Source organism: Roseburia sp. OM04-10BH, from assembly GCF_003462605.1.
Lineage (GTDB): Bacteria > Bacillota > Clostridia > Lachnospirales > Lachnospiraceae > Roseburia_C > Roseburia_C amylophila.
On the sequence record NZ_QTZI01000006.1, the window covers coordinates 39,761 to 58,999 of the forward strand.

22 protein-coding genes are annotated in these 19,239 nt (G+C 40.0%); 15 read left to right on the plus strand and 7 right to left on the minus strand.

Annotated features, from left to right (window positions below; all coding sequences use genetic code 11):
- The first annotated feature begins 16 nt into the window (after positions 1-16).
- From DXB43_RS07685 to DXB43_RS15015, 9 genes are all read left to right on the plus strand, one after another.
- The gene (locus DXB43_RS07685) at positions 17-838 is read left to right on the plus strand and encodes an alpha/beta hydrolase (protein WP_117947271.1); all 822 of its coding nucleotides are present in this window, start codon (positions 17-19) and stop codon (positions 836-838) included.
- 1 nt (position 839) lies between these two features.
- Positions 840-1,481 carry a beta-phosphoglucomutase gene (pgmB, locus tag DXB43_RS07690; RefSeq protein WP_117947272.1) on the plus strand — a complete coding sequence of 214 codons (642 nt, stop codon included), beginning with the start codon at positions 840-842 and terminating at the stop codon, positions 1,479-1,481.
- Positions 1,478-2,266, plus strand: a complete 789-nt coding sequence (locus DXB43_RS07695; protein WP_243006658.1) for a polysaccharide deacetylase family protein — start codon at positions 1,478-1,480, stop codon at positions 2,264-2,266. The genes pgmB and DXB43_RS07695 overlap by 4 nt, the downstream gene beginning before the upstream one ends.
- A 172-nt stretch (positions 2,267-2,438) precedes the next feature.
- Positions 2,439-3,839, plus strand: coding sequence for an alanine/glycine:cation symporter family protein (locus tag DXB43_RS07700; RefSeq protein WP_117842215.1), 1,401 nt, complete (start codon positions 2,439-2,441; stop codon positions 3,837-3,839).
- 114 nt (positions 3,840-3,953) lie between these two features.
- Complete coding sequence (locus tag DXB43_RS15105) at positions 3,954-4,130, plus strand: hypothetical protein (protein ID WP_158564748.1); 177 nt, start codon at positions 3,954-3,956, stop codon at positions 4,128-4,130.
- Between the two features lie 90 nt (positions 4,131-4,220).
- Positions 4,221-6,272: a DHH family phosphoesterase gene (locus DXB43_RS07710; protein ID WP_117947274.1), complete on the plus strand. Its 2,052-nt coding sequence runs from the start codon at positions 4,221-4,223 to the stop codon at positions 6,270-6,272.
- A complete protein-coding gene (gene rplI / locus DXB43_RS07715; RefSeq protein WP_117842217.1) occupies positions 6,269-6,715 on the plus strand; it encodes a 50S ribosomal protein L9 in 447 nt (148 codons plus the stop codon). Before DXB43_RS07710 ends, rplI begins: the two co-directional genes overlap by 4 nt.
- Positions 6,716-6,731: 16 nt before the next feature.
- Complete coding sequence (gene dnaB / locus DXB43_RS07720; protein ID WP_117699176.1) at positions 6,732-8,063, plus strand: replicative DNA helicase; 1,332 nt, start codon at positions 6,732-6,734, stop codon at positions 8,061-8,063.
- A gap of 213 nt (positions 8,064-8,276) precedes the next feature.
- On the plus strand, positions 8,277-8,459 hold the full coding sequence (locus DXB43_RS15015; RefSeq protein WP_147343897.1) for a hypothetical protein: 183 nt from the start codon (positions 8,277-8,279) through the stop codon (positions 8,457-8,459).
- A 97-nt stretch (positions 8,460-8,556) separates the two neighbouring features.
- Here the strand turns inward: DXB43_RS15015 and DXB43_RS07730 are convergent, their stop codons facing one another.
- From DXB43_RS07730 to DXB43_RS15775, 5 genes are all read right to left on the minus strand, one after another.
- Complete coding sequence (locus tag DXB43_RS07730) at positions 8,557-9,630, minus strand: N-acetylneuraminate synthase family protein (protein ID WP_117699178.1); 1,074 nt, start codon at positions 9,628-9,630, stop codon at positions 8,557-8,559.
- Positions 9,631-9,633: 3 nt separating this feature from the next.
- Positions 9,634-11,268 (minus strand): cytidylyltransferase domain-containing protein, encoded by a 1,635-nt coding sequence (locus DXB43_RS07735; protein ID WP_117699179.1) that lies wholly within the window; start codon positions 11,266-11,268, stop codon positions 9,634-9,636.
- Positions 11,269-11,305: 37 nt separating this feature from the next.
- Complete coding sequence (locus tag DXB43_RS07740; protein WP_117947275.1) at positions 11,306-11,950, minus strand: hypothetical protein; 645 nt, start codon at positions 11,948-11,950, stop codon at positions 11,306-11,308.
- Between the two features lie 234 nt (positions 11,951-12,184).
- Positions 12,185-12,376 (minus strand): hypothetical protein, encoded by a 192-nt coding sequence (locus tag DXB43_RS15280; protein ID WP_117842360.1) that lies wholly within the window; start codon positions 12,374-12,376, stop codon positions 12,185-12,187.
- Positions 12,377-12,479: 103 nt separating this feature from the next.
- Positions 12,480-12,596: a hypothetical protein gene (locus tag DXB43_RS15775; RefSeq protein ID WP_334294170.1), complete on the minus strand. Its 117-nt coding sequence runs from the start codon at positions 12,594-12,596 to the stop codon at positions 12,480-12,482.
- A gap of 391 nt (positions 12,597-12,987) precedes the next feature.
- Between DXB43_RS15775 and DXB43_RS07755 the strand changes: the two genes are divergently transcribed.
- Positions 12,988-13,566, plus strand: a complete 579-nt coding sequence (locus DXB43_RS07755; protein WP_117947276.1) for a MerR family transcriptional regulator — start codon at positions 12,988-12,990, stop codon at positions 13,564-13,566.
- A gap of 109 nt (positions 13,567-13,675) precedes the next feature.
- Here DXB43_RS07755 and DXB43_RS07760 read toward each other — a convergent pair whose 3' ends face one another.
- On the minus strand, positions 13,676-13,846 hold the full coding sequence (locus DXB43_RS07760; RefSeq protein WP_022242564.1) for a DUF362 domain-containing protein: 171 nt from the start codon (positions 13,844-13,846) through the stop codon (positions 13,676-13,678).
- Between the two features lie 217 nt (positions 13,847-14,063).
- Here DXB43_RS07760 and DXB43_RS07765 point away from each other — a divergent pair, with 217 nt between their 5' ends.
- The 5 genes from DXB43_RS07765 (at position 14,064) to DXB43_RS07785 (ending at position 18,399) form a co-directional block, all read left to right on the plus strand.
- Positions 14,064-14,273 carry a DUF1858 domain-containing protein gene (locus DXB43_RS07765; RefSeq protein WP_117699346.1) on the plus strand — a complete coding sequence of 70 codons (210 nt, stop codon included), beginning with the start codon at positions 14,064-14,066 and terminating at the stop codon, positions 14,271-14,273.
- 653 nt (positions 14,274-14,926) lie between these two features.
- Positions 14,927-16,111: a hypothetical protein gene (locus tag DXB43_RS07770; RefSeq protein ID WP_147343679.1), complete on the plus strand. Its 1,185-nt coding sequence runs from the start codon at positions 14,927-14,929 to the stop codon at positions 16,109-16,111.
- 4 nt (positions 16,112-16,115) lie between these two features.
- Positions 16,116-16,913, plus strand: coding sequence for a hypothetical protein (locus DXB43_RS07775; RefSeq protein WP_117947278.1), 798 nt, complete (start codon positions 16,116-16,118; stop codon positions 16,911-16,913).
- On the plus strand, positions 16,910-17,752 hold the full coding sequence (locus DXB43_RS07780; RefSeq protein ID WP_117698865.1) for a hypothetical protein: 843 nt from the start codon (positions 16,910-16,912) through the stop codon (positions 17,750-17,752). Before DXB43_RS07775 ends, DXB43_RS07780 begins: the two co-directional genes overlap by 4 nt.
- A gap of 2 nt (positions 17,753-17,754) precedes the next feature.
- A complete protein-coding gene (locus DXB43_RS07785) occupies positions 17,755-18,399 on the plus strand; it encodes an ATP-binding cassette domain-containing protein (protein ID WP_117698866.1) in 645 nt (214 codons plus the stop codon).
- 54 nt (positions 18,400-18,453) lie between these two features.
- Here the strand turns inward: DXB43_RS07785 and DXB43_RS07790 are convergent, their stop codons facing one another.
- The gene (locus DXB43_RS07790; RefSeq protein WP_022242827.1) at positions 18,454-19,236 is read right to left on the minus strand and encodes an adaptor protein MecA; all 783 of its coding nucleotides are present in this window, start codon (positions 19,234-19,236) and stop codon (positions 18,454-18,456) included.
- Positions 19,237-19,239 lie beyond the last annotated feature (3 nt).

Consider the following 19,239-nt stretch of genomic DNA (forward strand, 5'->3'; position numbering starts at 1 on the left):
AAAAGAAGGTGAAGTTATGAAATATAACGTAATACCGGTTCAGACGCCAAAGGCGACCGATGCAAAATTGTATACTTATATTTTAGATAATTTTGAAGAGATTGACAGCAATCGTACCCGCCCGCTGGTACTTATCTGCCCGGGCGGCGGCTATGAATTTACTTCTGACCGTGAAGCCGAGGCAGTTGCGGTGCAGTATATTGCCAGAGGATTTCATGCCTGTGTCCTGCGTTACAGCGTGGCACCGGCAGAATTTCCACAGTCCTTATGCGAACTGGCATGGAGCGTTGCATATTTAAGAGAACATGCCGGGGAATATGGCATCAAAGAAGATAAGATTATCGTAGCCGGTTTCTCAGCAGGCGGTCATCTGGCAGCAAGCCTTGGTGTGTTCTGGGACAAAGACTGGCTTGCAAAAGAAACAGGACTTACCGCAGAGCAGATGCGACCAAATGGATTACTGCTTTCTTATCCGGTAATTACATCTGGAACATATGCACATCACGGCAGCATTGAAAACCTGATGGGAACGAAAAAGAGCAAAGAATTAGAAGAGCTTTTAAGTCTGGAGCATCAGGTAGGAAAGCAGGTGCCGCCGGTGTTTATCTGGCATACCTTAACGGACCAGTCGGTGCCAATCCAGAATACACTGATGTTTACGGAAGCACTGGTAAAGAATCAGGTTTCCGTGGAAGCTCACATTTTCCCGGAAGGACTGCATGGACTTTCGCTTGCCAATGAAGAAACGCAGATTACGGAGACAGGATTCGGTATTCAGAAACGTTGTCAGGACTGGATAAAATTAGCTGGAAAATGGGTGGCAGATTTGGAGGGATAAGATGAAATTTAAAGGAATTTTATTTGACCTGGATGGAGTACTGGTTCATACCGATAAGCTCCATTATCGTGCATGGAAGAAAATAGCTGATGAATGCGGCATTCTCTTTAATGAAGAGATTAACAATCTGCTGCGGGGTGTAAGCAGAATGGAAAGCCTTGAAATTATTTTAAGAAACTACCATGGACCGGCACTTTCCCAGAAAGAAAAGGAAGCACTGGCAGAAGAAAAAAATAATTACTATAAAGAAGAATTAAAGAGCATGACACCGGATGATGTAACAGGTGAAGTCCGGGAGACCTTAGCTGCATTAAAGGCAGCAGGCATAAAAGTTGCGATTGGTTCTTCCAGCAAGAATACCAAATTTATTTTAAAACAGGTAGGACTGGATGATGTATTTGATGCAGTTTCTGACGGCACCAATATTACAAAATCCAAACCTGACCCGGAAGTATTCTTAAAAGCGGCAGAGTATATCGGACTTCCACCAGAAGAGTGTCTGGTAGTTGAGGATGCAGTTGCCGGAATTGAAGCAGCAAAATGCGGTGGAATGAAGGCTGCCGGAATCGGAGATGCCGCTTTCTATGAGAAAACGGATTATCCGATGACAACATTTGCTGATCTTAAGGAAATTGCATTGTGATTTATTATACATATCCGGGTTTCCGGAATAAAGCACTGACCATAAGCTATGATGATGGCTTATGGTCAGATGTGCATTTACTGGAAATATGCAACCGTTATGGAATCCGGGGAACCTTCAACCTGAATTCCGGCTGTATGCAGGAAGAGAGAAGAATTGGAAAAGACAGGATAGCAGAGCTTTATAAGGGACATGAAGTTGCAACCCATGGCGTGGAACATCTGACCATAGCCCGCTGTCCTATGACAGATGTAGTAAAAGAAATATTAAAAGACCGCGAGGCATTGGAAGAACTGACCGGAAAAATCGTCTGCGGTCATGCTTATCCGAATGGTTCCTACAGCCATGAAATAAAAACACTTCTTCCCTCCCTTGGCATCCATTATGCCAGAACAGCAACGGACAGCGGAAAATACACGCATCCGCAGGATTTCTATGAATGGAATCCTACCTGTCACCATAACAACAGACTGCTCGAACATGCGAAAGAATTTCTTGCCTTTGATCTGCCACAGTTCCAGTATCTTTTCTATGTCTGGGGACACAGCTATGAATTTGACCGGGATAAGAACTGGGATGTGATAGAAGAATTCTGCAAAATGACAGGCGGCAGGGAAGATATCTGGTATGCTACCAATGCAGAGGTCTGCCATTATCTTATGGCAGTAAAAAGCGTATATACCAGCGTGGATGAAAAAATATTATTTAACGGAAGCGGACAGGATATTTATCTTCTCCGCAACGGAGAGAAAATCTGCATTCACCCGGGCTTATATTCTGTTTAAAGTCATGGTAAATTGAGAAAAATTATGCTATAATTCATGCGTTACACTGACTTTACAGGTGGGATGAAGGGTGGAAAGGAGACATCCGAAAACCTGATTTTCATAATCTTCTCTCCGGATATGTTTTTCCCCCTCCATCCCACCGGAAAATAAGATAAAAGGGGAACACATAATGTTAGCAATGATTGAATCCATCAACAGTGCAGTGAATAATTTCATCTGGGGCGTTCCAGCCATGATCTGCATTATCGGGGTCGGACTTTATTTGAGTATCCGGACCAACTTTCTACAGATTCGTAAATTCCCATATGCGATGAAAATTACATTAGGGCGGATGCTCAAGAAAAGAGAAGCCTCTGACGGAGCACTGACTCCATTCCAGGCAGTCTGTACGGCACTGGCGGCAACAGTAGGAACCGGAAATGTAGCCGGCGTGGCAGGTGCGATAGCCATTGGTGGACCGGGAGCTGTATTCTGGATGTGGATATCCGCATTGCTGGGAATGTGTACCAAATTCTCGGAAGTAACCCTTGCGGTGCATTTCCGGGAAAGAAATAAAGAGGGCGATTACGTTGGCGGACCAATGTATTACATCAAAAATGGATTAAAGAAACACTGGCACTGGCTGGCATATCTGTTTTCTGCATTTGGTGTGCTGACGGTATTCGGAACCGGTAATGCCACACAGGTCAATACCATTACAACAGCAATTGATTCTGCATTATATAATTATAATCTACTCTCAGAAGATGGAGCAGCAACCTTAAATCTTGTTATCGGAATCGTACTGGCGGTTCTGATTGCACTGATTCTCCTGGGCGGAATCAAGAGAATCGGACAGGTGACAGAGAAACTGGTGCCATTTATGGCAATTATGTATATTCTGCTGGCAGTAGGTGTCGTAGTAGTACATATAGGAAGCATTCCGACCGTATTTTCTTCTATTATACGGGGCGCATTTGACCCGGCAGCCGTAACAGGCGGTGCAGTGGGAAGTTTCTTTATGAGTATGAAAAAAGGAGTATCCCGTGGAATCTTTTCCAATGAAGCAGGACTTGGTACCGGCTCTATTGCACATGCCTGTGCAGACACCAGAAAACCGGTAAAACAGGGCTTCTTTGGAATTTTTGAAGTATTTGTAGATACCATTGTAATCTGTACTTTAACTGCACTTGTCATTCTTTGCAGTGGAGTTCCGGTTGGATATGGTGCGGCAGCAGGCGCAGAACTTACCATCAGTGGATTTACTTCTGTATATGGCGGCTGGGTGTCTATTTTTACTGCAGTTGCCATGTGCTGTTTTGCATTTTCAACGATTATCGGCTGGGGACTTTACGGAACCCGCTGTATAGAATTCCTGTTTGGAAGCAGAGCCAATAAGCCATTTATGCTCCTTTATTCACTGGTTGCCATCGTGGGTGCAACTATGAATCTGGGACTGATGTGGAGTATAGCAGAGACCTTTAACGGACTTATGGTAATCCCGAACCTGATTGCCGTATTCTTATTGTCCGGTGTCGTAGTGAAGATGGTAAAAGATTATTTTGATGGCAAAGAAGAAGTAAGCCAATAAGAAATAAAGAAGCAGTCCAGCGAGGCAGCCGGTTATCTTTCATTAAAAGATGACCGGCTTTATTATATTCTGGTGCCGCTGCTGGAGCAGAAACGGGCGCAGGTGAAAATCCGGGTGGCAGCAAAACAGGACAGGGCGAATACCAGAGGACAGAAACGTTATCAGAATCTTGATTTCTGGATAAAAATACCACTGAAGTATGCCGGAACTTTCCCGGAAAGCGTTGCATTACAGATAGAAAACCTGCTTTTATCCTACGAAAAGAAGATTCATGCCGGAAGCGAATTGTAAAACAGATAAAACAATGCTATAATACACTCTGTATATGTATGTGGTCGTAACAATTGTGTAAAAATATCCGCATTTATATAGGAGAAATTTATGAAGAAAAAAATCAAGCTGAAGGGTCATCTGAAAAATTATATGTACTGGCCGCTGATGCTTACTATTTTGCTGGCATGCATGAACGTGCCGATGTATTTTGTAAATGAAGGGGCAGCGTTACTGGTATCCATTTTCCTTGGGATTTATCTCATTGTTGTGGTGATATCTTATAATGTTAATAAACCGGTGCTGGTGAATGAGCTGATTAATTTTGCCACTCAGTACGGAACGGTGCAGAAGAAGCTGCTCAATGAATTCGAAATACCGTATGCACTTTTGGACTATAACGGAAAGGTTCTCTGGGTCAATGAGAAATTTACGGAGATTACCGGAAAGACCAAGAATTTCCATAAATCCATCACCAGCATTTTCCCGGGCATTACCAGAGAGCTGATTCAGCAGGAGCAGTTCGTGGAAGATGTAAATATGGTCTGGCAGGAGCATAATTTCCGTATTGAAATGAGCAAGATTTATTTTGAGGAAATGGCGGAAAACAGCAGCATTGTATCTATTGAAGAGGATGAACAGTATCTGACAGCGCTGTACCTTTTTGATGAGACAGAGCTTTATAATTACATCCGTGAAAATGAAGAACAGAAGCTGGTGGCAGGTCTTGTATACATAGACAACTATGACGAGGCGTTAGACAGTATTGAAGACGTAAAACGTTCACTTTTAGTGGCATTGATTGACCGGAAGGTAAACCAGTATTTTACGAAAATGGATGCGCTGGTGCGTAAGATTGAGAAGGATAAATACTTTGTGGTATTCCAGCATAAATATCTTGCGGAGCTGCAGAGCGACCGGTTCAGCCTGATTGAAGATGTTAAGACCGTCAAAGTCGGAAATGAAATGGCGGTGACTTTAAGTATCGGAATCGGTGTCGGCGGTGATACTTATAATCAGAATTATGAATATTCCCGTATGGCAATCGATCTGGCACTGGGCCGTGGTGGTGACCAGGTTGTGGTTAAAGAGGGTGAAAATGTTGTCTACTATGGTGGAAACAGCAAGCAGGTAGAGAAGAACACCCGTGTAAAAGCAAGGGTCAAAGCCCATGCGTTGCGGGAGATTATCGAGAGCCGTGAGCATGTTATGATTATGGGACATTCCATTTCCGATACGGATGCTTTTGGTGCGGCAATCGGAATCTACTGCGCCGCAAGAGTATTAGGAAAGAAAGCGCAGATTGTTTTAGACCAGGTAACTTCCTCCCTTCGTCCGTTGAAGGAAGGTTTTACCACAGAGAAGGGTTATCCGCCGGATATGTTTGTTTCCAGTGAACGTGCGCTGGAGCTGACGGATTATAACACACTGGTTATGGTGGTGGATGTAAACCGTCCGAGCCATACGGAGTGTCCGGGTCTTTTGAAGCGGACCGACAGTATCGTAGTATTTGACCATCACCGCCAGAGCAGTGAGGTCATTTCCAATCCGGTACTTTCCTATATTGAGCCGTATGCATCTTCTACCTGTGAAATGGTAGCAGAGGTGTTGCAGTATTTTACAGAAAATATCAAGCTGGCACCCCACGAAGCAGACTGTATTTATGCGGGAATCTTAATCGATACCAGCAACTTTATGACTAAGACCGGTGTCCGTACCTTTGAAGCAGCTGCTTATCTGAAACGTTGCGGAGCGGAAGTAACCCGTGTAAGAAAAATGCTTCGAAATGATATGGATGCCTACAAAGCCAGAGCAGAAGTGGTCCGCCATGCGGAAGTATACCGCGGTGCATTTGCCATTTCCATCTGTCCGGCAGATAAGATTGAAAGCCCTACCATCGTAGGAGCCCAGGCGGCAGATGAGCTGTTAAATATTGTCGGAATCAAAGCGTCCTTTGTATTAACCGAATATCAGGGCAAAATATATGTAAGTTCCCGTTCCATTGATGAAATCAATGTGCAGAAAATCATGGAACGTCTTGGGGGCGGCGGACATCTGAACATGGCGGGCTGCCAGCTTCGTGACTGTACCGTGTCCCAGGCAAAACGCATCATAGAAGACACCATAGACGAAATGCTTGAGGAAGGAGATATAGAAGAATGAAAGTAATTTTATTAGCAGATGTAAAATCCCTTGGAAAAAAAGGTGAGGTAGTAAATGTAAGTGATGCTTACGCAAGAAATCAGTTAATTCCGAAGAAATTGGGAGTTGAGGCAAACAACAAGACCTTAAATGACTTAAAGCTGCAGAACAAACATGCAGATAAGGTTGCAGAAGAGAATTATCAGGCAGCATTAAAGCTGGCAGATGAGATAAAGGATAAGACCGTAGAAGTGAAAATGAAAGCCGGAGAAGGCGGAAGAACCTTTGGTTCTGTATCCACCAAAGAGATTTCCCAGGCAACGCATGATCAGCTGGGTCTTGAGTTAGACAAGAAGAAAATGCAGTTAAAAGAAGCCATCAAATCATTTGGTGTATATGAAGTGCCGGTTAAGGTTCATCCAAAGGTAACTGCAACATTACGTGTAAAAGTAACGGAAGAGTAGATTAGGAGGAACCTCCATGGAAGAGGCACTGGTAAAGCGGATTATGCCAAACAGTCTGGAAGCCGAGCAGTCAGTTATCGGTTCCATGATTATGGATAAAGAAGCAATTATGACAGCCGGAGAGATTCTCATTGAAGAGGATTTCTATCACAAGCAGTATGGAATTCTGTTTGAATCCATGCTGGATTTGTTTAATGCAGGAGAACCGGTTGACCTGATTACATTGCAGAATAAGTTAAAAGAAAAGGATGTGCCGGCGGAAATCAGCAGCCTGGAATTTGTAAGAGACTTAGTAACATCCGTACCGACATCCGCCAATGTAAAATATTATGCCAATATCGTCAAAGAGAAGGCAGTTCTGCGTAAGCTCATTAAGACCACCCAGTCCATTGAAGATGAATGTTATCTTGGAAAAGAAAGTGTTGAAGATATTCTGGCAGATACCGAGAAGAGTATTTTTAATCTGGTGCAGAATCGTGGCGGTGGAGATTATGTCCCGATTAAGCAGGTCGTAATCAATGCGCTGGATAAGATTGAAAAAGCATCCAAGCAAAAAGGCTCCGTAACCGGAATTGCTACCGGCTTCGTGGATCTGGATTATCAGATGGCAGGTCTGCAGCCTTCCGATTTGATTCTGATTGCAGCCCGTCCTTCCATGGGTAAAACGGCGTTTGTATTAAATATCGCACAGTATGTAGCCATTCATTCCCAGCAGACAACAGCAATATTCTCTCTGGAAATGAGTAAGGAACAGTTGGTAAACCGTATGTTTTCTCTGGAATCAAGAGTAGATGCCCAGAAGCTGCGTTCCGGTAACCTGACGGATGCAGACTGGGAAATGCTGATTGAAGGAGCAGGCAACGTGGGCCGTTCCAAATTAATCATTGATGATACGCCGGGTATTTCCATATCCGAGCTTAGAAGTAAATGCCGTAAATATAAATTAGAGCACGATTTGAAATTAATCATCATCGACTACTTACAGTTGATGTCCGGCTCCGGCAGACATTCCGAATCCCGTCAGCAGGAAATCTCAGATATTTCCCGTTCCTTAAAAGCGCTGGCCCGTGAGCTGAATGTGCCGGTAGTGGCACTGTCCCAGTTGAGCCGAGCCGTAGAACAGCGTCCTGACCATCGACCAATGTTATCCGACCTTCGAGAGTCCGGAGCTATCGAGCAGGATGCCGACGTTGTAATGTTCATTTACCGTGATGATTATTACAACAAAGACAGTGAAATGAAAGGAATCTCCGAAATCATCGTAGCCAAGCAAAGAAACGGTCCTATCGGAACCGTCAACCTGGTATGGCTGCCTCAGTACACGAGATTTGCCAATATGGAGAAATAAGCATTCCCGGGTGTTGCCTGAAAAAGCAGCATCCGGGGTTTTTATACGAGTAGCGGGAAACACACAAGGCATGTTTCTCGTAGTTTTTTGTTTTCATCGGCAAAAAACAAGTACATATAGAAATTAATTTACAGCTTTTCCCCACAGAATGGACAGAAATCATCCGGCGTAATACCCGTTAAATGTAACTGCCGATGGCAGATGGGACAGCGGATGCTAAGAATACCAAAAATAAGAGATACAAAAGAAATAAGAATACCGATAATAAAAAGGGGATGCAGGGTCTTTATTCCGAATATCAGTCCGGAAATTCCTGAAAGTATTAAACCCAGCATAATAAAAATGAGCATGATATATCTGCAAAGATTTGGATTTCTCATAAAAACACTTCTTTGAATAATGAATTGATGCAATTACAATATTAAAGTTAAGAAAAATCTACCATCAGGGTAGCGTAAAAAGAAGGTAAAATAATAGTTATCCCTTTCTATTTCTAGTCGTTTTTCATCATACTCCATTGTAAAATCGTATCCTCTGCCACATCCACCGTCAGTGTGCGTCCGATAATTTCTTCCATCCGTTCCGGTGAAATTCCAGTTCCCGGTCTCTTGAAGGTCAGCATTTCTCTTGTGATCACAGTTCCTTTTGCGATATCACAGGTCGTTACCAGAGAACGTCTTGCATTCTTTCTGGCAATCTGTTCTGTCTCTAAGCAGCATAAATCACCTTTACCACGGATGGTATCAATAAATTCAAGTCCAGCAAGAATCTTTCTTGCATCATCCGGGTCCATGGCATGATAATGGTCATTTCCTTTTAAAGTCTTGTCCAGTGTAAAATGCTTCTCTATTACTACTGCGCCCAGATTATATGCTGTCTTAATCACATCTGCACAAACATCCGGCTTCGTATGGTCTGAATATCCGATCATCAAATCCTGATACTTCTCTTTCAGACTTGCTATCTTATTCAGATTGGCATGCTCATATGGTGTTGGATATTCCAGTACACAATGCAGAATACAGAGTGGCTGGTTATTTACCTTACGGATTGTTGCTATCATACGGTCAATCTCATCTTCATTGGCTGCACCTACCGAAATAAGCATTGGCTTATTCTTTTTTGCCTGATATTCCACAAACGGAAGGTTGTTCATATCGGATGAAGATACTTTATAAACATCCATCATCTTATCAAGATAATCTGCGGATTCGATATCGAATGCTGTGGATAAGAATTCAATTCCAATCTCATCGCTATAATCTTTCAGTTCCTGATATTCTTCTTCACCAAACTGGTCAAATTTCTGAAATAACTCATGCTGGGATGTTGTTGTCTCTTCCGTGGTATCCCAGTAAGATGGAGAATCCTTTGCTGCCAGCGTATCAGCTTTATAGGTCTGGAATTTTACCGCATGAATTCCAGCATCCTTTGCTTCTTTGATCATTAACTTTGCAGCTTCCATATTGGAAATGTTCATTTTCTTTGCAATGTCATAATAATTTACACCAATTTCTGCAATCAGTACTACTTTATGTGCCAGAGCACGTTCGATAATTTTGCTCATAAATTATATCTCCTCATCCTCTAAAATCAATCCAATTACCCGCTTAATACCGGACTTCAAATCATGACGCATCATCAGGCTTTGCATTTCCTTTCGAATCTGCGGTGTCTCAACCAGCCAGCGGAAGGTTGTCTCAATGGTTTCATCTGCCACATTGATTCCAAGTCCAAGATTTAAGAAACCATTGTTCATCTGTGCAAAGGTGTGCTTCATCTCACGCTCATTCTGAGCCATAACCACTGCAGGTACGCCCATGGTTGCAAGCTCATAGACGGTTCTGCCCTGAGAAGTAAATGCCAGGTCTGCCTTACCAAACAGGTCGCTGATGTGTTTTAAATTCTGTTCTACATAGATGCCTGCTGCCTCGTCTGTTTCAATCTGATTTGCTTTCTGGTCATATCCTACACCCAGTGCAAAATGGAATTTAATCTCCGGATAATCCTTATGAATCCGTTTTGCCATTTCATAGATTCTCTTGGTAAAGTTCGATGGGTCTGTTCCACCGAAGATAACCACTACATTCTGCACCTGCTCATGAAATACAGATGGTGCAGCACAGAAAAATTCATCCCGGAGGCATACATAATTGGCTCCCCAATAATAATTATCTCCTCTGGTATGGTCTTCATACAGCGCATTGATCACTGCATCTGCAAAATCGGCGCCCTCTCCAAGGTCTTCTATGGTTACGACACGTTTCACATATTTTTTTAATTCTTTGATATAATCTGCTTCGGTATTCAGGCAGTCATTTACTACAACATCCGGCTTCCATTCCTGCACGAATTCCATGAATTCTTCGTCACTCTTAATGGTATGTACCGGCATATTTGCTTCCTGCAGTTTCTTCAGTCCCGGCTCATGCTGCTCTTTTGTTACAAAGAGAAGCTCCTGTCCAGTCAGATTATATGCCAGTGTCAGACAATGATAAATATGTCCCATTCCAAGCTCTTTGTATCCGTCTGCCCGAAGAATAATCCGTTTCTTTTTCAGTTCATGCTCACACAATACCCAGTCGGAAGCTGCATCAATATCCACCGCCTCACGCTCCGGCATCTCATAGACAGAAACCTTCTTTCCAATACGGCTGTTTACCTCCATACATTCTCTTCTTGTAATCAGAAATGCACCTGTCTCAAGATAGTTCGGCGGTAACTGCTGACGGTTCAGACGTTTCTCATAATTCGGTACATAGCAGCCATCCTTCTTCGTCCAGGATAAATGTGGCTTATTTACCACACTGATATAAGTATCATCGGAAGAAGCCAAAAAGCTTTCCAACGCCTTGTCCAAGGTATCAGAAGAAAGTAACGGTGATGTTACCTGTAAGGTAATTACCACATCATACTGAATCCCTTTCTTCTTTTCCATAGTGCAGACTGCATCATAGATAACCGGGTCTAATGTCACGGCATCCTTTGCCAGTTCACTATCTCTGGTCATGGTCTCTACACCATAAGAAGAAGCTATTTTCAAAATCTCTTCATCATCCGATGAAACTACAACATCATCAATGCTCGGACAATTCTTTGCATTATGAATTGCATAATAAATAAGTGGTTTTCCATTCATCAAACGGACATTTTTCCGTGGTATTCCTTTTGAGCCGCCACGAGCCGGTATTACTGCCAAGACCATTGTCCTTCCTCTCTTTCCAATCTAATATTTTGATATATTACCCCATCAGTTCTTTCTTCAGATTACTCAATGCATTAGACTTCCATATCATCTCTGTTGGGACTTTTTGTTCTTCCTTGTTCATGATTTCATTTAGCACAGAATTTCCATCATCAGCAAGTTTAGCATAACCAGCTTCAATAATGTCTTTCATTGTTTCATACCGATATGCCTTATATATAATTGTTTTCACACCAAATGCCATTCCTTCATAAATAGCTGTGCTAAATACCCCTATTTGATGCGTGGATATTGAGAAATAGTAATACAGATCTTTTTCATTATTATCAACCACTTCTATTTCTGAACCAACTAATTCTGGATATATTTTTTTCCAACTTATATATTCATTTGGATGTAATTTATAAATAATTCTTGCAGGAATTCCTTTTTTTCTAACTAAATTTTTTAATTCTATTGCTAATTTAACCAATGCTTCTCCTACTGGCCCTTGAGAAAGAATTAAAATAGTTGGGAAATACTTTATTGTTTTCATTGTAGTAACACATTCCTCAAGATGGGGATTTCCTATCGCCACCATTTTCCCCGGATAACAGGTTGTCTGGTTCCAATATTCTCCAAATGTAAGCACTTCATCAGGAATAAAATTATCTTTTTGGGGAATATTATACTGTATATTCATTATAATATGTAAAATAGCCCGTTAGACTTCTATTAATACAATCTATAACCTCTGCGTCAGTTAAATCTGTACCCAACTTCTTATTTAGAATAGCCACCTGCCTTTTTACTATGTTTTTTCTTCTTCATAAAAAAATGTCTTTTTTTCAAATTTATCAAACGCTTAATTTCCATATAATCAGAATAGGCAAGACATCTTCTCCCTATATCTTTTCTAAATCTTACTAGAGGGTGCCTAAACAAAGAATTCACTAAAACGTAAAGCCCACTCTTGCTTTTCTTTAAATGACATTTCCAAATTATGATCCGGATGTGCTTGTCCTATATGTTCTCCCCTTTTTATTTTTAATGTCCAAAACTCCTTTCTGCATCCGCAAACATCTCTATTATATTCATTTTCATTCTGCTTTAAAACTTCTTGTAACACATCTCATACTTTTTAAAAGCCTCTAATTTAATTAATAATATTGCTGTTTGAATAGTATCTAATCTTGAATTTACACCAATTCTTATATTATCATATTTCCTTTTCAATGTACACTTAATGAACGTAATCCTTGTGCGCCATCTTCTAATATCTTCATTCCATATGGATTAGCTATATTTCTTAATTCTATATGATCAGCTGGTTGACCAAACAAATCCATTGCTACAATCACTTTTTCAACAGTTTTAATCGTATTATATCACATAAAATACTGCGAAAACTGAAAATACAATGATTAATGTATTGGAAAACCTTCCGATTTTGCAATGAGTTTTTCATTTAAGGAATTTAAAAAATCTGCCATCAGTGTAGCGTAAAAAGAAGATAAAATATGAAAGAAGAGGCAATCGAGCTTAATCATTTAGCAGAATGCCGGTGAAGAGATAAAAGAATGATATAAACTTGTAACTGCAGATAATGACCATAACGGCGTAGGAGAAGCCATTCAATACGCACAATATGTCGGAATAATACGATGGAAAATAATTGCACTGACAAAAGCCGCAGCGTTATAATTTTAAGGAAGAAGCAGTGGCAAAGGAGGAGCAATTATGGACAAGCAACGGTATATGATTTCAGATGCTGCAGCACTTGTAAATGTAGAATCCCATGTACTTAGATACTGGGAAGAAGAGTTAGAACTTACGGTACCCCGCAACGAAATGGGACACCGTTATTATACAAAAGAAAATATTGAGCAATTCATGAAGATAAAAGAATGGAAAGAGCAGGGATATCAGTTAAAAGCAATCAAGCTTCTGATACATAATGGTGGCAGGGAAGATGCACCGGAGCTTTTGGCGGCAGCAGCATCGGAGCCGGCAAAGCAGACCCTTTCCACGGAGGTAGAGGACAACACAAGGCGGCTGGAACAGTTTCAGCATATGATGTCGCAGATTGTAAAGGGTGCGATTGCAGAAAATAATCAGGCACTTGGCAAAGAAGTCAGTGAGAGGGTAAGAGATTATGTACTGAAAGAAATGAATTATCTAATGCGTGAGCAGGATGAGGCAGAAGAGGAACGCTATAAGAAACTGGACGAGCTGATTCGCCAGAGCCTGAAGGCAAAGGGAAAGAAAGAGAAGAAGCTGTTTCGTAAGAAACAGGAATGGAAACCGAATGAAGCATAGCCTTCACAAATGAGGGCATAACTACGAGATTCTCGCTTTGCGAGTTTCCCGCGTAAAAAAAGAAGCTGTGTGGCAAAACCAACAGCTTCTTTTGAATTAAGTACGAAAATTATTCCTGGCTGATAGCTCCTGTAGGGCAAGCACCTGCACAAGTTCCACACTCGATGCAAGTATCAGCAGCGATTTCGTATTTTCCATCTCCTGCAGAGATAGCTCCAACTGGGCATTCGCCTTCGCAAGTACCGCAGCTTACACATGAATCAGAAATTACATATGCCATTTTATCGTCCTCCTTTAAAAATAATAAACAATGTATAGGCTAGAATCTAGCTTGCAATTATTTTAATACAAAAAATTGCGATTTACAATACTTCTCCATCATGTACTAAAGAAAAAGCAATCGTGTATATAATCGTGGACAAAAGGGAAAACTAATTGCATATTTTGCCGGGAGGGATTATAATAACACCATTGAAAACAAGAAGGAGGAAAAAAATATGGCACAGATTAATAAGGATACCATGATTGGTGAATTACTTCAGATCGATGAGAATATTGCACCGATTCTTTTAAACATAGGAATGCATTGTTTAGGATGCCCATCTTCACAGATGGAGACAATTGAACAGGCAGCAATGGTTCATGGAATCGAGCCACAGTCTTTAGTTGATGAAATCAATGATTTCCTTGCAAAAGACGGCAAGTAAGAAATAGAGACAAATAAAAGACCAGAACAGTCCGATAATCGAATGCCGTAAGGCTTGAAGATATCGTGCGTTCTGGTCTTTTTTTGTAGTCGTGCATCCGTAAGAAGCTGTCAGTGACAGGTTCTGCAGATTATAATGATACAGAAATAGTGTGATAGAAAAAGTGAGTTTTGAAGTTAAAATATACAGGTAAGATTGTATAAAATATACAAATATTTATAATTCGTTTTGATAATAATTGATATTGACAGAAAAAATGAAAAATACTAAGCTTTTAATAATTATTGAAAACAAGAGGAGAGGGAGTTATGATGACAAGAAAATTCTTAGTTGCGGTTATCGCTATATTTGATATTCAAAGTCTTGGATATCAAATTTTCCAGAATAAAATCATATAGAGAAATGTAAGCAGAGGATTCCGGTTCTTTAAGTAAAGAAAAGAGAATTCTATTTTGTGATATTTAAATTTATTTCCAAAATATTGGAAATTGACAAATGATGCAAGTCCGTTTGCTGTTTCTGTAAAAAATGAATCACAGGCGCGCAGCACATTCTCATACCATAACAATATCTGGAAGGTACACATCTTAAAGAATGGAAAGAACTTATATATATTGCAGGTGGGGTTAGCCCCACCTGTAAAAGGAGTAGATATGAAAATAAATAACTGCAAAAAAGTTATTAAAATAATTGCCTTTTATACAGTAGTAATAATATGCATAGCAATTTTATGGCAGCAGGCTCATCTGCCATATGAACGAACAGAATATCAGAAGATAGCGGAAAATGACACAGAAAAGGAACAGAGTTCAGTATCTTTTCCGGAAGAATATAAAAAAACAGTGAACGATAGTTTTGCGTTTGATGCAAAGATAATTACAGGGGAAAATATTGATTATGAAAATTTATATGCATCAACAGCAAGCATTGTTTATCCGGATGCGGATAAGTGGAAAACAATGTTCTTAAAGGATAATTTAAACTATGAAGAAAGCTGTTTTGAAACAGAAAGCCGAAATGGGGATAGGTTGAATGCCGAAGTTTACGATAATGAATTAGAGGGATTTTTACGTTTAGATGCCGAACAGGGACTTTACTGGAAAGAACCGTTAATGAGATATTTAGTGCAGGTACTGCATATGAATGGTGAATATGGGGCAGAGGATCCAATGGATAATGAGGCTGTATTTAGGGATGCAGATGATTTATCTGGTTTTGACAGAACGCAGGCGTGGGAAAGCGCATGTGAACAAATGAATCAGCTTGGAATAGAGGAAGGTAATTTACAATACAAGGAAAGTTATTGTATGCACATAGAAGATTTAGAGGAGCAGACGCAAAGATTATTAAAGGATGGCAGTTTATCTGCACAGGATGCAAAAGAAAGCTGGTCAAAGGACGAGGAGGGTTATTTATTCTATTTTTCTCAGACTTTACAGGGAATCGAAATTTTCCGGTATGAAAATATCAGGGATTATCCGGGAATGTATGGTGATATGCAGGTGTATGTAATGAAAGATGGATTAGGGGAACTTCAGATTCCTGTTTTATATTCCTGCAAATTAGAAAAAAAGAAGTTATCACTGGTTTCTTTTGATAAAATTGCAGAGGTTTTAGAAAAGAACTATGGAAGTGTTATTACGGAAGAACCAATAACTGTTCGGAAATGTCAGCTTGTAATGTATCCATTACAAAAGAAGAACGGGGTATATGATATGGTGCCGGTATGGATATGTCAGATTGGGAAATATCAGGGAGAAGGACGGAATGAATCATATAATTATATACCAATTAATGCTGTCACAGGAGAAGAGATGGTTGAACTGGAGGTAGAGTAGTAATATGCTGAAAAAATATTTAAAAATGGATTTATACAGGGTATTTACTTCAGCACCATTTTGGCTTGGAGTGATAGGGGTATATATTACGATGAATCTAATGGCGAAGGTTGGACAACCGGCAATAGATGTTATTAGCAGATATAAAGTTATGAAATTTCAGAGTGTTACAATTGCAATATTTGCATTTAGCAGCTTTGCATATGGAAATGCATTAAGAGAAGATCAGGAACATCATTTTTGGCAGAATGAAATTTTGCGTGGAGATTTAAAGAGTTATATATGGTCAAAAGTATTAAGCGGATTTCTGGCAGCAGATATTACTGTTTTCGCAGGACAGTTACTCTTTTTTCAGCAGGATAGTTTTTGGCATCCCCTGCTGATGTTAGAGGATGAATTTTTTACAGCAAATGGTGTCGATTTGCGTGGAAATTGTTTTGGATGGTTTGCAATGCATGGAATGCCAATATTATATTTGGTTTTTTCTGCAATTATATTTGGATTGTTAGGAGGCATTCTGTGTTTGGTATCCATGCTGCTGTCTCTATTGGCTAAGAATCAGATGTTTGCAATTTGCATTCCTATGGCTGGTTATTATTTTATAGTTACATATCTTGGCGTATTATTTCCACAAGGTGGTATTTGGGATTGGAATTCTCTGTTTATGTTTTCTACAGATGTATTTGGAAATGCATGGATAAGTCTTGGATACATATTCTTAATGACAATACTTTGTGTTATCGTATTGGGTAATTTAATTGCAGCCAGAGTAACAAAAGAGATAAGGGGGGAAAGTATGTGAATTTGCAGTCAAAAATACAGAATCTTTATTGTAGAATGAAGTCCATGCGTTTTTTGACATTACTTATCATTTGGGGATTTATGGTAGATGATATGTTAAGACTCTACCGGAATCTTGCAATGGAATTGAACGTAAAAGACAGTTTTGCAATATTACCTTTTATTCAAAATGATGATTTCTTTATGAAGGTTGTACTTTTAAGTGTGTTATGTTTTTATTCGAATGCTCCATTTATGGAGAGAAATGAATTATATTTTGTACAGCGTATAGGAAAAAAGCGGTGGGGAAGTCGAAATATTTTTTATATTTTCGGAAGCAGTATTTTATTAGCTGTAATACTGGTATTATTAAGCATTTTATTGAACTTTCCGGCAGTTGATTTTAGCAATTCATGGGGAAGTCTGTACAGGACGGTTTCTGTTTATGGTATGGAAAAATATCAGATTCCGCTGATTGTGGATACAAAAGTAATGTCAGCATTTACACCCTACCAGATGATAGGGCATGTAATTTTAATGGATATATTAGCATTTGCAGTAATTGGAATGCTATTATATACATTGAGTCTTTATGTTAGAAGAGTAGGTGCATATATAGTCACTATTCTGCTTATTTTCTTTTCTACAATGGTAAACTATCTGGATGCCGGTGCAAAATTAGGACTTATATATTTTTCACCATTTTCATGGGAAAATGTGGGAAATTGGAGATATGGATATGATTTGAGTAAACCAAATTTTGTATATATCTATGTAGGTTATTTTCTGATTCTGTTTCTGCTGGTGGTTGCAGGTCAGAGACAGATTCAGAGAATAGACTGGATAAGCAGGGAGGAATAGCTATGGCAGAGGTTATTAAAGTAGAACATATTGAGAAATCTTTTAAAAAGCATAAAGTATTAAAGGATGTATCATTGACTTGTGAAAGTGGAAAAATATATGGAATTGTAGGGTATAATGGTTCAGGAAAATCAGTACTTTTTAAGTGCATTAGTGGATTTTATCTTGTAGAAAAAGGAACAATAACAGTTCGTGGGAAAATGGTTGGAAAAGATATGGATGTGGTTCAAAATTTGGGAACAATTATTGAAGAACCGGCATTTATAAAGCAGTACAGCGGACTTAAAAATCTTGAACTGTTATATATGATTAATCATAAGAAAAATCGGGAATATGTAAAAGAAAGTATGAGAAAAGTCGGACTTGACCCGGAGCTAAAGAAACCGGTAGGAAAATATTCTTTGGGTATGAAGCAGCGTCTTGCAATTGCACAGGCAACCATGGAGAACCAGGATATTCTTATTTTAGATGAACCAATGAACGGATTAGATAAAGATGGGGTTGAACAAATGAGAAAATTGTTTCTTTCTTTTAAAGAAGAGGGAAAAACTTTACTACTGGCCAGTCACAATCGAGAGGATATAGAATTATTATGTGATGAAGTATATGAGATGGAGCATGGCCGGTTACATAAATTAGAAAGATAAACAAAAAAAGAATTGCCATTGAGTGAAACTCAAAGCAATTCCTTTTTATCGTTTTTAAATTTCCGCCAGTACCTGCAGTGCCTGCTCTTTAATCAGAGGCAGGAAATGCTCATCGAAGTAAGCCTGCGAAGCACGGCTGTATTTCTCAGTGGAAGCGTATTCCGATAAGATGTTGCAGACCTTATTGAAATCTTCCGGAGAATGGTGTCCCTTGTGCAGTACCAGATAAAAGGCACTCTTATTCGGATTCTTGTAAAGGAAATTCCGGTCGTTATAAAAGCCATTTAAAATACGGGCAAGATTGCTGATTTTCTCTAAGCTGTCGAAGACGAACAGCCGGGTAATATCTACCACCGGTTCTACGACAGGCTTCGGAGCAGGAGAGGCAGCCTTCTTGACAGGAGCTTCTGCCGGGGCAGCAGCCTTCACTGACTTGGCAAGTTCGCTCTTCTGCTTCTCCTGAAGCTGTTTGAAGAAGCCTAAAATATCATCGGCTCCGGCTGCAGGAGTGTTCTTTGCATCTGCAAAATCCGGATATTCATTTTCGTCCGGCTCTGAAAATTTGGAAAACCGGGTGTCTAGCTCTTCCGGGTATTCTACCTTGGTAATAATAAGCAATACTGTATCTTGTGTCAGGGGAACGGCTTCTATCATAAGAGGCATATCCTCGGCTTCAAATCCAAATTCATAATTCGCCTGCTGCATCATGTCACGAAACAGGGACTTTGCTTTTTCCGTGCCATATGCTAACTCACTCAGCTTCAGATGGCGGTCATCTAAGTCTGCTCTGGTAAGTGTGCAGCGAATCTGGTTGTCATTCACTTTTTCAATTTTCATAAA

Excerpts from the sequence above, each read along its gene's own strand:
- dnaB (WP_117699176.1), top strand. The coding sequence starts at position 6,732 with ATGGAAGAGGCACTGGTAAAGCGGATTATGCCAAACAGTCTGGAAGCC.
- DXB43_RS07790 (WP_022242827.1), bottom strand. The coding sequence starts at position 19,236 with ATGAAAATTGAAAAAGTGAATGACAACCAGATTCGCTGCACACTTACC.
- DXB43_RS15015 (WP_147343897.1), top strand. The coding sequence starts at position 8,277 with ATGCTAAGAATACCAAAAATAAGAGATACAAAAGAAATAAGAATACCG.
- DXB43_RS07765 (WP_117699346.1), top strand. The coding sequence starts at position 14,064 with ATGGCACAGATTAATAAGGATACCATGATTGGTGAATTACTTCAGATC.
- pgmB (WP_117947272.1), top strand. The coding sequence starts at position 840 with ATGAAATTTAAAGGAATTTTATTTGACCTGGATGGAGTACTGGTTCAT.
- DXB43_RS07700 (WP_117842215.1), top strand. The coding sequence starts at position 2,439 with ATGTTAGCAATGATTGAATCCATCAACAGTGCAGTGAATAATTTCATC.
- rplI (WP_117842217.1), top strand. The coding sequence starts at position 6,269 with ATGAAAGTAATTTTATTAGCAGATGTAAAATCCCTTGGAAAAAAAGGT.
- DXB43_RS07755 (WP_117947276.1), top strand. The coding sequence starts at position 12,988 with ATGGACAAGCAACGGTATATGATTTCAGATGCTGCAGCACTTGTAAAT.
- DXB43_RS07775 (WP_117947278.1), top strand. The coding sequence starts at position 16,116 with ATGCTGAAAAAATATTTAAAAATGGATTTATACAGGGTATTTACTTCA.
- DXB43_RS15775 (WP_334294170.1), bottom strand. The coding sequence starts at position 12,596 with ATGGATTTGTTTGGTCAACCAGCTGATCATATAGAATTAAGAAATATA.
- DXB43_RS07770 (WP_147343679.1), top strand. The coding sequence starts at position 14,927 with ATGAAAATAAATAACTGCAAAAAAGTTATTAAAATAATTGCCTTTTAT.
- DXB43_RS07710 (WP_117947274.1), top strand. The coding sequence starts at position 4,221 with ATGAAGAAAAAAATCAAGCTGAAGGGTCATCTGAAAAATTATATGTAC.
- DXB43_RS07760 (WP_022242564.1), bottom strand. The coding sequence starts at position 13,846 with ATGGCATATGTAATTTCTGATTCATGTGTAAGCTGCGGTACTTGCGAA.
- DXB43_RS07685 (WP_117947271.1), top strand. The coding sequence starts at position 17 with ATGAAATATAACGTAATACCGGTTCAGACGCCAAAGGCGACCGATGCA.
- DXB43_RS07740 (WP_117947275.1), bottom strand. The coding sequence starts at position 11,950 with ATGAATATACAGTATAATATTCCCCAAAAAGATAATTTTATTCCTGAT.
- DXB43_RS07735 (WP_117699179.1), bottom strand. The coding sequence starts at position 11,268 with ATGGTCTTGGCAGTAATACCGGCTCGTGGCGGCTCAAAAGGAATACCA.
- DXB43_RS07730 (WP_117699178.1), bottom strand. The coding sequence starts at position 9,630 with ATGAGCAAAATTATCGAACGTGCTCTGGCACATAAAGTAGTACTGATT.
- DXB43_RS07785 (WP_117698866.1), top strand. The coding sequence starts at position 17,755 with ATGGCAGAGGTTATTAAAGTAGAACATATTGAGAAATCTTTTAAAAAG.